General features: G+C 67.8%; 15 protein-coding genes. 5 read left to right on the top strand and 10 right to left on the bottom strand.

Annotation, left to right across the window (positions count from 1 at the left end):
* The 3 genes from AC1DZ6_RS06080 to holA form a co-directional block, all read left to right on the top strand.
* On the top strand, nucleotides 1–628 hold a 628-nt coding region (locus AC1DZ6_RS06080; protein WP_477096296.1), incomplete at its 5' end, for a class I tRNA ligase family protein.
* 3 nt (nucleotides 629–631) lie between these two features.
* Nucleotides 632–1,144 carry an LPS assembly lipoprotein LptE gene (lptE, locus tag AC1DZ6_RS06075; protein WP_477096295.1) on the top strand — a complete coding sequence of 171 codons (513 nt, stop codon included), beginning with the start codon at nucleotides 632–634 and terminating at the stop codon, nucleotides 1,142–1,144.
* A 68-nt stretch (nucleotides 1,145–1,212) separates the two neighbouring features.
* Nucleotides 1,213–2,265: a DNA polymerase III subunit delta gene (gene holA, locus AC1DZ6_RS06070; protein WP_477096294.1), complete on the top strand. Its 1,053-nt coding sequence runs from the start codon at nucleotides 1,213–1,215 to the stop codon at nucleotides 2,263–2,265.
* Nucleotides 2,266–2,516: 251 nt separating this feature from the next.
* Here the strand turns inward: holA and AC1DZ6_RS06065 are convergent, their stop codons facing one another.
* The 6 genes from AC1DZ6_RS06065 to AC1DZ6_RS06040 all read right to left on the bottom strand — a co-directional run bounded on the left by AC1DZ6_RS06065 (nucleotide 2,517) and on the right by AC1DZ6_RS06040 (nucleotide 8,590).
* The gene (locus AC1DZ6_RS06065; protein ID WP_477096293.1) at nucleotides 2,517–3,410 is read right to left on the bottom strand and encodes a ParB/RepB/Spo0J family partition protein; all 894 of its coding nucleotides are present in this window, start codon (nucleotides 3,408–3,410) and stop codon (nucleotides 2,517–2,519) included.
* 86 nt (nucleotides 3,411–3,496) lie between these two features.
* Nucleotides 3,497–4,309 (bottom strand): ParA family protein, encoded by an 813-nt coding sequence (locus AC1DZ6_RS06060; protein WP_477096292.1) that lies wholly within the window; start codon nucleotides 4,307–4,309, stop codon nucleotides 3,497–3,499.
* Nucleotides 4,293–4,970, bottom strand: coding sequence for a 16S rRNA (guanine(527)-N(7))-methyltransferase RsmG (rsmG, locus tag AC1DZ6_RS06055; protein ID WP_477096291.1), 678 nt, complete (start codon nucleotides 4,968–4,970; stop codon nucleotides 4,293–4,295). Before rsmG ends, AC1DZ6_RS06060 begins: the two co-directional genes overlap by 17 nt.
* Nucleotides 4,970–6,826 (bottom strand): tRNA uridine-5-carboxymethylaminomethyl(34) synthesis enzyme MnmG, encoded by a 1,857-nt coding sequence (gene mnmG / locus AC1DZ6_RS06050; RefSeq protein WP_477096290.1) that lies wholly within the window; start codon nucleotides 6,824–6,826, stop codon nucleotides 4,970–4,972. Before mnmG ends, rsmG begins: the two co-directional genes overlap by 1 nt.
* A 166-nt stretch (nucleotides 6,827–6,992) precedes the next feature.
* Nucleotides 6,993–8,336 (bottom strand): tRNA uridine-5-carboxymethylaminomethyl(34) synthesis GTPase MnmE, encoded by a 1,344-nt coding sequence (mnmE, locus tag AC1DZ6_RS06045; protein ID WP_477096289.1) that lies wholly within the window; start codon nucleotides 8,334–8,336, stop codon nucleotides 6,993–6,995.
* Entirely contained in the window at nucleotides 8,333–8,590 is a 258-nt protein-coding gene (locus tag AC1DZ6_RS06040; RefSeq protein ID WP_477096288.1) for a DUF6489 family protein, read from the bottom strand. Before AC1DZ6_RS06040 ends, mnmE begins: the two co-directional genes overlap by 4 nt.
* Before the next feature lie 137 nt (nucleotides 8,591–8,727).
* On the opposite strand from AC1DZ6_RS06040, the gene AC1DZ6_RS06035 reads away from it, so the two are divergent.
* The gene (locus tag AC1DZ6_RS06035) at nucleotides 8,728–9,423 is read left to right on the top strand and encodes a dienelactone hydrolase family protein (RefSeq protein ID WP_477096287.1); all 696 of its coding nucleotides are present in this window, start codon (nucleotides 8,728–8,730) and stop codon (nucleotides 9,421–9,423) included.
* 5 nt (nucleotides 9,424–9,428) lie between these two features.
* On the top strand, nucleotides 9,429–10,394 hold the full coding sequence (locus AC1DZ6_RS06030; RefSeq protein WP_477096286.1) for a quinone oxidoreductase family protein: 966 nt from the start codon (nucleotides 9,429–9,431) through the stop codon (nucleotides 10,392–10,394).
* Nucleotides 10,395–10,510: 116 nt separating this feature from the next.
* On the opposite strand, the gene rho is transcribed toward AC1DZ6_RS06030, so the two are convergent.
* From rho to AC1DZ6_RS06010, 4 genes are all read right to left on the bottom strand, one after another.
* Nucleotides 10,511–11,932, bottom strand: a complete 1,422-nt coding sequence (gene rho, locus AC1DZ6_RS06025) for a transcription termination factor Rho (RefSeq protein WP_477096285.1) — start codon at nucleotides 11,930–11,932, stop codon at nucleotides 10,511–10,513.
* A 273-nt stretch (nucleotides 11,933–12,205) separates the two neighbouring features.
* On the bottom strand, nucleotides 12,206–12,673 hold the full coding sequence (locus AC1DZ6_RS06020) for a CopD family protein (protein ID WP_477096284.1): 468 nt from the start codon (nucleotides 12,671–12,673) through the stop codon (nucleotides 12,206–12,208).
* Nucleotides 12,670–13,731: a ferrochelatase gene (gene hemH / locus AC1DZ6_RS06015; protein ID WP_477096283.1), complete on the bottom strand. Its 1,062-nt coding sequence runs from the start codon at nucleotides 13,729–13,731 to the stop codon at nucleotides 12,670–12,672. Before hemH ends, AC1DZ6_RS06020 begins: the two co-directional genes overlap by 4 nt.
* Nucleotides 13,728–13,980: uroporphyrinogen decarboxylase family protein (locus AC1DZ6_RS06010; RefSeq protein WP_477096282.1), on the bottom strand; the 253-nt coding region annotated here is incomplete at its 5' end. The genes hemH and AC1DZ6_RS06010, both read right to left, overlap by 4 nt.

The following is a 13,980-nucleotide window of genomic DNA, read 5'->3' as shown; positions in this document are numbered from 1 at the left end:
CGACGTGCAGTGGACCAACAGCGGTGTGGAGGGCTCCTGGCGCTTCACCCACCGCGTCTGGAACGAGTTCGACAGCCAGCCGGCCGGGACCTTCGCCCATGACGACGCCGACGCGGCGGCCGTGGCCCTGCGCAAGGGCGCCCACCGGCTGATCGGCTTCGTGACGGACTCGATCGAGGGCTTCCGCTTCAACAGCGGCGTGGCGCGCCTGTACGAGTTCCTGAACATGCTGAAGGCCGCTCCGGCGGCTCCGGCTGATGGAAGCAGCGCGTCGCAAGGCGTGCTGGCGGCCCGCGCCGAGGCGCTGGAGATCCTGGCTCGCCTGATCTCGCCCTTCACCCCCCACCTGGCCGAAGAGGCCTGGGCGCACATCGGCAAGAGCGGCATGGTCGTGGATGCGCCCTGGCCCAAGGCCGACGCGGCCCTGGCGGCCGATGACGAGCGCGTGCTGCCGATCCAGATCAACGGCAAGCGTCGCGGCGAGATCAAGGTCAAGGCCGGCGCCGCCGAGACCGAAGTCGAGAAAATCGCTCTGGCGGACGCCGCCGTCATGGCCCACCTTGAGGGCCTGACTGTTCGCAAGGTGATCGTGGTGAAAGACCGTATCGTCAACATCGTGGCCGGCTGATCCATGAAGCGTTTCCCGCTCTCCAAGACCCTCTCCGCCGCCGTTTTCGTCGTCATGGCCCTGGGCCTGTCGGCCTGCGGCTTCACGCCCCTGTACGGCCCTCAGTCGGTCAGCAAGGGACTCAGCGCCATCGAGGTGGTCGCGCCGCCAGGCCGCGCCGGCTATCTGGTGCGCGAGAAGCTGGACGACGCCTTCGCCCGCGACGTCAATGTTCTGCCCTCCCACCGGCTGATCTATGTCCTCAACGAGCAGCGCTTCGCGCGCGGCGTCCGCGTCGATAACGTCGCCAACCGCTACGAGCTGAGCCTGACCGCCTCTTGGCGATTGGTCGACGTCAAGACCGGCAACGCCGTGCGATCGGGCACCACCAGCGCGGCCGTGACCTACGACTCGGCCGACCAGCCCTACGCCTCCATCGCCGCCCAGCAGGACAGCCAGGAGCGCGCCGCGACCGAACTGGCGCGCAGGATCCAGATGGAACTGGCCTCCTGGCTCGCGGGCAAGGCCAAGGCCTAGGGTCCGACCTTGTTTTCTAGCGGCCTCTTCACACGAACCGGCTTTCACTTCGTTCGAGTACGCTGGCCATGATCCTGTCGAAACGACCGGACATCGAACGCTTCCTGCGGGACCCGGCCGCCGACATCCGCGCCGTGGTCATCTATGGCCGCGACCGCGGCGTGGTCCGTGATCGGGCCGACCAGCTGGTCAACAAGCTGTTCGCGCGCCCCGACGATCCCTTCGACACCGCTCAGCTGACCGAGAGCGACCTGGACAGCCAGGCCGGCAAGCTGGAGGACGAGCTGTCGGCCCTGTCGATGATGGGCGGCCGGCGCCTGGTGCGCCTGCGCCTGACCGGCGAGAAGGCGGGGCCCGACAAGCAGGCGGCCGAAGCCCTCACCCGCCACGTCGAGGGCCAGCTGAACCCCGACGCCTTCTTCCTGATCGAAGCCGGCGCCCTGGGCCGCGACTCCACCCTGCGCAAGGTCGCCGAGAAGGCCGCCGGCGCCGCGGTGATCCCTTGCTACGAGGATGAGGCCGGCGACCTGGCCCGCCTGACGCGGGAGACGATGGCCAAGGACAAGGTCAGCCTGAACGGCGAGGCCCTGGACCTGTTCGTCTCGCGCCTGCCCAAGGAGCGCGGCGTGGCCCGCGCCGAGATCGAGCGGCTGGTGCTGTTCCTCGGCCCAGGCTCGGGCGTGGTGGCCACCCCGGCCGACCTGACAGACTTCCTGGGCGTCGAGCCCGAGGCCTCGCTGGGCGACGCCGCCATCGATGCGTTCGGCGGCCGGGTCGGACCCGCCCAGGCCGGCCTGCGCCGCGCCGCCGCCGAGGGCGAAGGCGGCCCGGCCGCCGTCCGGGCCATGGGCTATCACCTGGGCCGCCTACGCCGCACCCTGACTCTGCACAAGAACGGCGTCGATCTGGCGGCCGCCGCCAAGGCCTCGGGCGTGTTCTGGAAGAGCGAGCGCGAGTTCCTGCGCCAGGCCCGGGCCTGGACCCTGGACCACCTGCTGCTGGTCCAGGCCGAGGTGTTGGCCGCCGACAAGGCCTGCAAGACCTCCGGCTCACCTGACCAGCTGATCTCCGAGCGCCTGGCCCTGCAGATCGCCGGCAAGGCGCGGCGGCTCGGTCTCTAGCGACGACAGTCGAGCCCGACTAGCGAGTCGCCTGTTTCGTCAAACCGCTGAAGACGTAATCCACAAGAATCTTCCGGATTCGGGCCGCGAGACGCCTGACCAAATTTTCCGTGCGCATCCTCGTTTTCGCTGAATTTTCAGCGGCTTACGCGGAAATAAGCATCCACTGCCGGTGAATTCTGGCGAACAGCTCGACCAGGGACACGGTCGAGCTGTCTTCCGTGCGCGACAGAGGACCCTCGGCGAAGGCCTCAGGCGCCCCGCGTCAGACGGTTGCAGAGATCATCCAGTTGCTCGAGCGTCGCGTAGCGGATGGTCAAGGCGCCGGCCCCGCCGCGGTCGTCGATCTCGACGTCCAGGCCCAGCAGCGACGACAGGTCGGCTTCCAGCGATTGCGTATCGGTGTCCTTCGACTTCGGCGGACGGCCGCCGCTCGACTTGGCGCGAGCCTCGCCGTTGGCGGCCGGCGCGCGACGGGCCAGGGCCTCGGCGTCGCGAACCGACAGGCCCTTGTCGATGACTTCGCGGGCCAGGGCGGCCGGGTCGGGCACGTTGGCGATGGCGCGGGCATGGCCGGCGGTCATCTCGCCCGAGGTCACGTAGTGTTGGACCGAGTCCGGCAGCGACAGCAGGCGCAGGGTGTTGGCCACGTGGCTGCGGCTCTTGCCCACGGTCTGGGAGATGATCTCCTGGGTCTGGCCGAATTTTTCGATCAGCACCTTGTAGCTCAGCGCCTCTTCGATCGCGTTCAGGTCGGCGCGCTGGACGTTCTCGATGATGCCGATTTCCAGCACCGCCAGGTCGTCCAGTTCGCGAACCATGATCGGGATGGTCTTCAGGCCGGCGCGCTGGGCGGCCCGCCAGCGGCGCTCGCCGGCGACGATCTGGTATTCGCCCGGCGCGCCCGGCGCGGGGCGCACCAGGATCGGCTGCAGGACGCCCTTCTCACGGATCGAATCCGAAAGTTCTACCAGGTCTTCCTCACGGAAGGTCCGGCGGGGCTGATCGGGATTGCGTCTGACCAGTTCGATCGGCGCCTCGCGCGACCCGGCGCCGGTATCACCGGGCGCCTGGGCGGGAGCGGAATCGACCTCGCCGAGCAAGGCGGAAAGGCCCCGACCCAGACCACGACGACCTTCAGACATCCCCGGCTCTCCCACCACGACCGACTCCCTCACGCGCTCAACACTCAATTTCGACAATGACTTGGATGGTTATCCTCAGACGGAGCTCAGGCCGCCTGGGAGAGCCTCGACTTCTCGCGGCTGATGACTTCGCGCGCCAGCCGCAGGTAGGCCTGACTGCCGGCGCACTTGAGGTCATAGAGCAGAACGGGCTTACCGAACGACGGCGCCTCGGACACCCGGACGTTGCGCGGTATGACCGCGTCATACACCTTGTCGCCGAAGTGCTCCCGGACATCCTTGGCCACCTGGTCCGACAGGCTGTTGCGGCGATCGTACATGGTCAGCACCACGCCCTGGATTTCCAGCTTCGGATTGAGGCTGCCGCGCACCCGCTCGATGGTCCGCATCAGCTGGGTCAGGCCCTCCAGGGCGAAGAACTCGCACTGCAGCGGCACGAACACCGCGTCGGCGGCGGTCATGGCGTTGACGGTCAGCACGTTCAGCGACGGCGGGCAGTCGATCAGCACATAACTATAGTCACCGCTCGTGCGCAGCGGCTCCAGGGCGTCGCGCAGGCGGTAGGAGCGGCGGGCCTGCTGGCCCAGCTCGATCTCGACGCCCGACAGGTCGGCGTCGGCGGGGATCACGTCCAGGCCCGGCAGCTCCGTGCGAACCGCGGCGTCGACCACCGGCTTCTCACCCATCAGCACGTCGTAGAGCGTCGTCTTGCGCTGCATGCGGGTGATGCCCAGGCCGGTCGAGCAGTTGCCTTGCGGGTCGGCGTCGATCAGCAGCACGCGTTCGCCGCAAGCCGCCAGGGCGGTGCCCAGATTGATCGCGGTCGTGGTCTTGCCCACCCCACCCTTCTGGTTGGCGATGGCGAGAACGCGCAGCGGTTGGTCAGACTTTACGGACACTCTTAAGCCCCTTCACTTGCACGATCTGGCCTCGCGGGTCGCTCAGAGACGGCCGGAGGTCTGACTCGAATTTCCAACATGTAGCGGCCTCGGCCAGCTCCGAAGCGACATCTTGTCCCTTCAGGAACCAACCCACCGCGCCGCGCTTCAGGTAGGGCTGGGCGTACCCGAGCAGTCTGACCATCGGCGCGCAGGCCCGCGCGGTCACGACCTCGACCTTCAGGTCCAGCTCTTCGGCGCGGGCGTTGTGGATCTCGACGGGCAGGTCCAACGCGTCAGCCGCCGCGTGCAGGAATTTGCAGCGCTTGGCCATGCTCTCGACCAGGTGGACCTTGGCGCCCGGCGTGTCCTTCAACAGGATCGCCAGCACCACGCCCGGCAGGCCGGCGCCCGCCCCGAGGTCGGCCCAGGTCTTGGCTTCCGGCGCCAGCTTCAGCAGCTGGGCGCTGTCCCAGGCGTGACGGTTCCAGTAGGTGGCGATCGTCGCCGGCCCCACCAGGTTCATCACTTCGTTCCACTCGGTGAGCAGGGCTTGAAAGCGGATCAGGTCCGCCAGCTGAGCATCGGTGCAGCCCGTCAGCCGCTGGAAGGCGGGGGCGTCGACGGGGTCGAGCTCTTCGATGACCAGGGGCGCATCGCCGGTAGAGATCGGAGCGGTCATCAAGCGGCCTTCGCACGGCGGACGTGGGCAAGCAGCGCGCTCAGGGCGCCCGGCGTCACGCCCTCGATCCGGGCCGCCTGGCCCAGGGTCAGGGGCTTCACCCGGGTCAGCTTCTCCCGCACTTCGTTCGACAGGCTGCCGACCAGGCCGTAGTCCAGATCGGCCGGCAGGCGCAGATCCTCTTCCTTGCGGAAGGCCTCGGCGTCGTTGCGCTGGCGGTCGAGATAGCCCGCATAGGCCGCCTCGATCTCGATCTGCTCGCGGGCCATGGGGCTCCACGTGGAAATCTCCGGCCATACCGCGGTCAGGCCGTCGAGGGTGACGTCGGGCAGGGCCAGCATGGCCAGGACGTCCCGGCGCTGGCCGTCGTGATTGACCTTGAAGCCGGCGCGATTGGCTTCGACCGGGGTCAGGTTGACCGAGCGGGCGAAGGCGCGAACCGCTTCCAGCTGGGCCTTCTTGGCGGCCCAGGCCTCGGCCCGCACACCGCCCACGCAACCCAGGGCCAGACCCCGGTCGGTCAGGCGCTGGTCGGCGTTGTCCGCCCGCAGGATCAGGCGGAACTCGGCGCGGCTGGTGAACATCCGATAGGGCTCGGTGACCCCCCGGGTGACCAGGTCGTCGATCATCWCGCCGATATAGGCCTCGTCACGCGCGAAGACCGCGGGCTCCCTGCCCTGCACGGCCAGCGCGGCGTTGAGCCCAGCCATCAGGCCCTGGGCGCCGGCCTCCTCATAACCCGTCGTGCCGTTGATCTGGCCGGCCAGGTAGAGCCCCGGCAGGCGCTTGGTCTCGAGAGTCGGGTAGAGCTCGCGCGGATCGACATAGTCATACTCGATCGCATAGCCGTACCGGATGACCTCAACCTTCTCGAGGCCTGGCATGGTGCGCAGGAACAGCAGCTGGGTCTCGGCCGAGACCGAGGTCGAGATGCCGTTCGGATAGACGGTGTCATCGTCCAGGCCTTCCGGCTCCAGGAACACCTGGTGGCTGGTCTTGTCGGCGAAGCGGACGACCTTGTCCTCGATCGACGGGCAATAACGCGGGCCGATCCCGGTGGCGCGGCCGCCGTAGACGGCCGACTCGCTCAGGCGTTCGGCGATGATCTTGTGGGTCTCGGCCGTGGTGTAGGTGATGCCGCATTGGATCTGCGGCACGTCCACGTGGGTCGTCAGGAACGAGAACGGCTCAGGCTTCTCGTCRGCGGCCTGCATTTCCAGGCGGTCCCAGGCAATGGTCTTCCCGTCCAGGCGTGCGGGGGTGCCGGTCTTCAGGCGGCCCATGTCGAAGCCCAGCGCGTAGAGCCGGTCCGACAGGCCGATAGACGGCGCGTCCCCCACCCGGCCGGCCGAAATACGGGTCTCGCCCTGATGGATGACGCCCTTCAGGAAGGTGCCGGTGGTCAGCACCACACGTGAAGCACGATAGGTCCCACCCTCCCCGTCGGTCACGCCCGCGACCACGCCGTCTTCGACGATCAGGTCTTCCGCCGCCGCCGCGATCACGTCGAGGTTCGGATAGGCGAACAGCTCGGCCTGCATGGCTTCGCGATAGAGCTTGCGGTCGATCTGCGAGCGCGGCCCGCGTACGGCGGGGCCCTTGGAGCGGTTCAGCAGGCGATACTGGATGCCGGCCTTGTCGCCCATGCGGCCCATCAGGCCGTCCAGGGCGTCGATCTCACGGACCAGATGGCCCTTGCCCAGACCGCCGATGGCCGGGTTGCAAGACATCTCGCCGACGGTCTCGCGCTTGTGGGTCAGCAGCAGGGTGCGCGCGCCGGCGCGGGCCGACGCGGCGGCGGCCTCGCAGCCGGCGTGACCGCCGCCGATGACAATGACATCCCAGGTGTTGGACAAGCTAGCGCGCCTCAATGCGAACGCCCCCGTCTCAGCGGGGGCGTATGAGTCTTATACGTGGAACTCCCCGGATCGGCGAGTCGCTCGCGGGTGTTTCACGTGAAACACGTCCGAGACATCTGTGATCAGCCTGTGGACAGTTCAAGGTGATGTTTCACGTGAAACATCACTTCCCGATGCAGAAGGTTGAAAACACTCGGTCGAGTACATCCTCAGGATCGATCCGGCCGGTGATGCGCGACAGCGACCGCGCGGCCAGTCGTACATCCTCTGCGGCCAGTTCGACCTCAAGCCCGACGTCGGAAAGAGCGCGCTGAAGATAGGTTCGCGCCTCGGTCAGACTTTCGGCGTGACGGATGCGCGTGGCCGCCGGGAATTCCGCGCCGGAAAGGGCATCGACCACGTGGGACGTCAACGCCGCCCTTGCCTCTTCCGCTCCGCCGGGCTTGYGGGCCGCCAGCTCGACGACCTTCAGACCCTGGGCCGCGAGAATCTCCCGCAGCTCCTCCAGGCGATAGGCGTCGACCAGGTCGATCTTGTTGATCACGGCCCAGTCGCCGGAATGCAGCACGGACAGTTCGTTGTTCTGTTTCACGTGGAACATCGCCGCGTCGATGACCCAGAGCCTCAGATCGGCTTCAGCCGCCCATGCCCGCGCCCGCCGCACGCCCTCGGCTTCGATGGCGTCCTCGGTCTCCCGTAGGCCCGCCGTGTCCGCCAACAGGGTCTTGTAGCCCCCCAGGGTCAGCGGAACCTCTATGATGTCGCGCGTCGTGCCGGGCGTGGAGGTCACGATCGCCGCGTCGCGCTCGGCCAGAGCGTTCAGCAGGGTGCTCTTGCCGGCGTTCGGCGCGCCGACCAGGGCAATGCGGAAGCCGTCCCGGACGCGGCGGCCTCGCGAAGCGTCCTCGAGAGCGGCCCCGRTTTCGGCTTCCAGGGCCTCCAGTCCCGGGCGAGCCCGCGCCGCCACATCCTCGGGCAGCTCCTCGTCCGGGAAGTCGACCGCGGCCTCGAGCATGGCCAGGGCTTGAACCAGCAGGCCGCGCCAGGCGTCGTAGCGCTGACTCAGCGCGCCGCCCAGCTGGCCCAAGGCCTGGCGACGCTGGGCCTCGGTCTCGGCGTCGATCAGGTCGGCCACGCCCTCGGCCTGTGTCAGGTCCAGCTTACCGTTCTCGAAGGCGCGGCGCGTGAACTCGCCCGGCTCGGCCAGGCGCAGGCCTTCCGCGGCCAGGGCTTCGAGCACCGCCTCGACCACGGCCCGGCCGCCGTGCACGTGAAATTCCGCGGCGTCCTCGCCGGTATAGCTGGCCGGACCCTGGAACCAGAGCACCAGCGCATCGTCCAGGGCGACCCCGTCCCGTGTCAGCCGGCGAAGCGCCGCCCGTCGTGGCTTGGGCGGATCGCCGGCCAAGGCCCGCACAGCGTCAGCTGAACGCGGCCCCGAAATGCGGATCACCGCGACGGCCGCCCTGCCCGCGCCCGTGGCCGGCGCGTAGATCGTGTCGTTCATTCGGACTTGCCGCCCATGCCGCCGACGGCCGCTCCAGCCGCCGCCGTCATCAGCTTGCGGAACTGGTCCTGGGCCCCGGTTCCGAACGCCATCCAGTTCTTCATCAGCTCGTCAGGCGCCAACATGGCCATGTTGGAGGTCATCCGGTTCTGCATTTCCTTGACCAGATGGTCGTTCAAGGCGCTGACGTCGGGCAGGCCCAGGAAGGCGCGAGCCTCCACCGGCGTGCAGTCAATCTCAATGGTCATCTTCATGATCTGGGGTTCCCTGCTGTGGAAGCACGATGTTGTTATGCCCCGACCGCACCGGCGCACGTTAGAGCGCTTCGGTCGAAAGTCCCATCGACGCCCTGAAGATCCCGCCCAGATACGCCCGAGATACGGAGAGCCCCATGTCCGAGACCCTCACGATCACCACGCCCGACGGCGCCTTCTCCGCCTATGTCGCCCGCCCCGCGACGACCCCGGCTCCTGCCGTCGTCGTCATCCAGGAGATCTTCGGGGTCAACAAGGTGATGCGCGACGTCTGCGACGCCCTGGCCGCCCAGGGCTTCGTCGCCATCTGCCCCGATCTGTTCTGGCGCATCGAGCCGGGCATCGACATCACCGACCAGAGCGAAGCCGAGTGGAAGCGCGCCTTCGAGCTCTATAACGCCTTCGACGTCGACGCCGGCGTGTCGGACATCGCCGCCACCATCGCCGCGACCCGCGCCCTGCCCGGCGTCAACGGCAAGGTCGGCGCGGTCGGCTACTGCCTGGGCGGCCTGCTGGCCTTCCTGACGGCCACCCGCACCGACGCCGACGCCAGCGTCTCCTATTACGGCGTGGGCATCGACAAGCACGTGGCCGAAGCGGAAAAGCTGGCGCGACCGCTGCTGATGCACGTCGCCGAGGAAGACCAGTTCGTGCCGAAAGAGGCTCAGAAGATCATCCTCGACGCCCTCAAGGACCACCCGCAGATCGAGATCCATACCTATCCGGGTCGCGACCACGCCTTCGCTCGGGTGGGCGGCTCCCACTACGACGCGGCCGACGCCGGCAGGGCCAACGCCCGCAGCCTGGCGTTCTTCAAGTCCAACCTGGGCTGACCCCGATGCTGGCCATACAAGCCGTCCGCACCGGCGGTCCCGAGGTGCTCGAAGCCGTCGACTTGCCCGTCCCCTCGCCGGGTCCAGGCCAGATCCTGGTCCGCCACCAGGCCGTCGGCCTGAACTTCATCGACACCTATCATCGCAGCGGGCTCTACCCGATGAAGATGCCGGTGGTGCTTGGGCTGGAAGCGGCGGGGATCATCGAGGCCCTGGGCGAAGGCGTCACCCGGTTCAGGGCCGGCGACCGTGTCGCCTATAACGGCACCCTCGGCGCCTATGCCCAAGCCGCCGTCGTTCCGGCTGACCGCGCCGTGAAGGTGCCGGACACGGTCAGCCTGGAGACCGCCGCGGCGGTCCTGCTCAAGGGCATGACCGCCGAGTTCCTGGTCCGACGTTGCCACAAGGTCGAGCCCGGTCAGACCGTGCTGATCCACGCGGCCGCGGGCGGCGTGGGTTCGATCCTGGTGCAGTGGGCCAAGGCCTTGGGCGCGACCGTGATCGCCACGGTGGGGTCCGAGGCCAAGGCGGCCCTCGCCCGCGACCACGGCGCCGATCATGTCATCCTCTACGGCGAGGAAGATGTCGCGGCCCGGGTGGCGGAGATCACCGGTGGGCAAGGCGTGGCCGTGGTCTATGATGGGGTGGGCAAGGACACGTTCGAGGCCAGCCTGAAGAGCCTGGGCCGACGCGGTGTTCTGGCCACCTTCGGCAACGCCTCGGGTCCGGCCCCGGCGATCGCGCCGCTGGAGCTTGGGACCAAGTCGCTGTTCCTCACCCGGCCGCGCCTGTTCGACTACATCAACACCACCGCTGAGCTTGACGAAAGCGCGGCGGCGTTGTTCGCCGTCCTGGCGTCCGGCGCGGTGAAGATCGAGGTCGGCCAGACGTTCCCGTTGGCCGAGGCCCGGGCGGCGCACGAGGCGCTGGAGGGTCGGCGGACGACCGGGGCGACGTTGCTGATCCCGTAGGCCGGCTCAGCGGACCCCTCTGCCGGCTTCGCCGACACCTGCCCTGAGGGGGAAGAATTAGAAAGGGCGGCTGGATTGCTCCAGCCGCCCTTTGTGTTTCACGTGAAACACCAAGCTTAAGTGTTCATGCTCTGGAAGAAATCGCCGTTGGTCTTCGACTGGCGCATTTTCTCCAGCAGGAACTCGATCGCGTCCGAGGCGCCCATCGGGTTGAGGATGCGGCGCAGGACGTAGGTCTTCTGCAGCTGGTCGCGCGGGGTGATCAGCTCTTCCTTGCGGGTGCCGGACTTCAGCACGTCGATGGCCGGGAAGATGCGCTTGTCGGCGACCTTGCGGTCCAGGACGATTTCCGAGTTACCGGTGCCCTTGAACTCTTCGAAGATGACTTCGTCCATCCGGCTGCCGGTGTCGATCAGGGCGGTGGCGATGATCGAGAGCGAGCCGCCCTCCTCCACGTTCCGCGCCGCGCCGAAGAAGCGCTTGGGGCGCTGCAGGGCGTTGGCGTCGACGCCGCCGGTCAGCACCTTGCCCGACGACGGGACCGTGGTGTTGTAGGCGCGGCCCAGACGCGTGACCGAGTCCAGCAGGATGACGACGTCGCGCTTGTGCTCGACCAGGCGCTTGGCCTTCTCGATGACCATCTCGGCCACCTGGACGTGGCGGGTCGCCGGCTCGTCGAAGGTCGAGGCGATGACCTCGCCCTTCACCGTGCGCTGCATGTCGGTGACTTCTTCCGGGCGCTCGTCGATCAGCAGGACGATCAGATAGCACTCGGGATGGTTGGTCTCGATCGACTTGGCGATGTTCTGCAGCATCACGGTCTTGCCGACCCGCGGCGGGGCGACGATCAGGCAGCGCTGACCCTTGCCCAGCGGGGCGACGATGTCGATGACCCGGCCCGAGCGATCCTTGATGGTCGGATCGGGCAGTTCCATGTTCAGCCGCTCTTCGGGATAGAGCGGGGTCAGGTTGTCGAAGTGGACCTTGTGCTTGACGTTGTCCGGGCTCTCGAAATTGATCAGCGTCACGCCGGTCAGGGCGAAGTAGCGCTCGCCCTCGCGCGGCGCGCGGATGGCGCCGTCAATGGTGTCGCCGGTGCGCAGACCGAACTTGCGGATCTGCGAAGGCGACACGTAGATATCGTCCGGACCCGGAAGATAGTTGGCTTCCGGCGAGCGCAGGAAGCCGAAGCCGTCCTGCACCACTTCCATGGTGCCCGAACCCGAAATCTCCACGCCTTCCTCGGCGAGGGTCTTCAGGATCGCGAACATCATGTCCTGCTTGCGCATGGAGTTGGCGTTCTCGACCTCGAAGGTCTCGGCGAAGGCCAGCAGGTCGGCCGGGGATTTCTCCTTCAGCTCCTGCAGCGACATCGTCTTCAGGCCCATGGCCGCGACGGTGGCGCCGACTTCGGAGTCGTCGTCCCCGCCGGCGTCGTCGCCTTGCGGGTCGACCGAGGCGGCCAGGGTCGTCGTATCGACGATCGGCTCTTCGGCCTCGTTGGCGCCGTCGGTCTGGTTTTCAGTTTGGTCGGTCATAGTGACACTCAACGTCGCGCGGCCCGCGAAGGTGCGAGCCGTGCCTTGGTTCTAAAACGGACTCGTCGCGGTGAGGCGGCGAGCAGGTCGCGCCATGACGACGGCGCGTATCGATCGGGGGACAGACCTTCGAAGCGAGAGGCTCCGGGGGCGCGTCAGGACGAGCGCCGGTCCGTAAAAGGCAGGAACAGGCCGCTGGGCGACCTGTCTGTGTGGATGGGAACCACAAGCGGCCCCGCTGGTCAAGCGAAGCCGCCTTCAGCCCAGCGGGGCTTAGTGCCCGAGGAACTTGGTCGTCACCGACAGGACGATGACGATGGCCGCCAGGAACGGCAGCTCGTTGGTCATCCGCCAGAACTTCTCCGAGCGGGTGTTGGTCCCGGCGGCGAACTGGCGGCGGGCCTTGGAGACGAAGCCGTGCCAGGCGAACAGGAAAATCAGGGCGGCGATCTTGGTCAGAGCCCAGGGCTTCAGATAGAAGTCGTGGCCCAGGCGCTCGGTGTCGATCATCGCCAGCAGCAGGCCCATCAGCAGGGCCAGGATCATCGCCGGATTGATGATGATCCGCAGGGTCCGCAGTTCGGCCAGCTTGAACACGCTGTCCATGTCCGAGCCCGGTTCGGTCTTCATGTGATAGACGAACAGGCGCGGCAGGATCAGCATGCCGGCGATCCAGGCCATCACGAAGATGATGTGCAGCCCGCGGATCAGGTCAAAATGCGGGGCCAGGAAATCGATCACGCCGAAGCTCCGTGCTTGTTCGGACATTGGGTGCGATCGCCGCCGCAGCGCCAAGCGCAGGCGGTGACCAGGCGTTCGGGCGCGCCGAGCACGGCCTGGACGGCGCGGCCCAGGCCGCTGATGAACCGGGGCGTCACCCCAAGGGCCGGCACGCGGACATAGACCGGGCAGCCGGCCTTGAACGCCACCTCGCGATATTCGTGGTCCAGTTCGACCAGGGTCTCGATGTGCTCCGAGACGAAGGCGATCGGCGTGACGACCAGGGCCAGGCCCTGTTGGCTGGCGGCGCGGATCTCGTCCTCGGTCGAGGGGCCGATCCACTTCATCGGCCCGACCCGGCTCTGGTAGGTCACTCGCCAGTCCCAGCCTTCGCCCAGCCTGGCGGCGACCGCCGCGGCCGTGGCCTCGATCTGCTGCTGGTAGGGGTCGCCGCCCAGGATCACCTTTTCCGGCAGACCATGGGCCGAGAACAGCAGGCGCGCCGGACCGGGACGTCCGGCCTTGTCGTAGGCGGCCTTGATCAGATCGGCATGGGCCTGAACCAGATCCTCGTTCACCGGATAGCAGCAGACCGTCGAGACTCGGCCCGGACCCTTGCGATAGGCCCGCTTCCAGGCCTTCAGCGACGAGCCGGTCGTGGTCGTCGAATATTGCGGATAGAGCGGCAGCAGCACCACCTCGTCCGGGGCGAAGGCTTTCACGGCCTTGGCGGTCTGGTTGGTCAGCGGATTCCAGTAGCGCATGGCGATGAAGCAGCGGGTCTCGGCGTCCGGGAACCGCGCGGCCAGGTCGGCCTCCAGCGCCCTGGCCTGTTTCTCCGTCTCCGGCAGCAGGGGCGAGCCGCCGCCCATCAGGGCGTAGTTTTCGCGCGCCGGCTTGGCGCGGGTTCCGGCGATGAGGGCGGCGATCGGGTAGCGCAGCGGAGCCGGCAGCCCGATAATCGCCTTGTCACGGAACAGGTTGAACAGGAACGGCCGCACCGCGTCCGGCTTGTCGGGCCCGCCAAGATTGAACAGGACGACGGCGATCTTGCGCCCCTTCCCGCTGACCGGGGTCACTTGCCGGTGACCCGGGCCAAGACCGCCTCGACGTGGGCGATCGGCGTGTCGGGCAGGATGCCGTGACCCAGGTTGAAGATGTAGGGACCGTCGCTCCACTGCTCCAGAAGCTGATCGACCCGCGCCAGCAGGGCGTCGCCGCCTGCCCGCAGCAGCAGCGGATCCAGCGCCCCCTGGATGGTCTTGGTCTTCTGGATCGACTGGCCCAGCGCCGCCGAGGCCTGGGTGTCCAGCGCCACGCCCTGGACC

This window comes from Caulobacter sp. P1_B12_2 (genome assembly GCF_056406675.1).
This window is presented reverse-complemented; position numbering and strand designations above follow the sequence as displayed.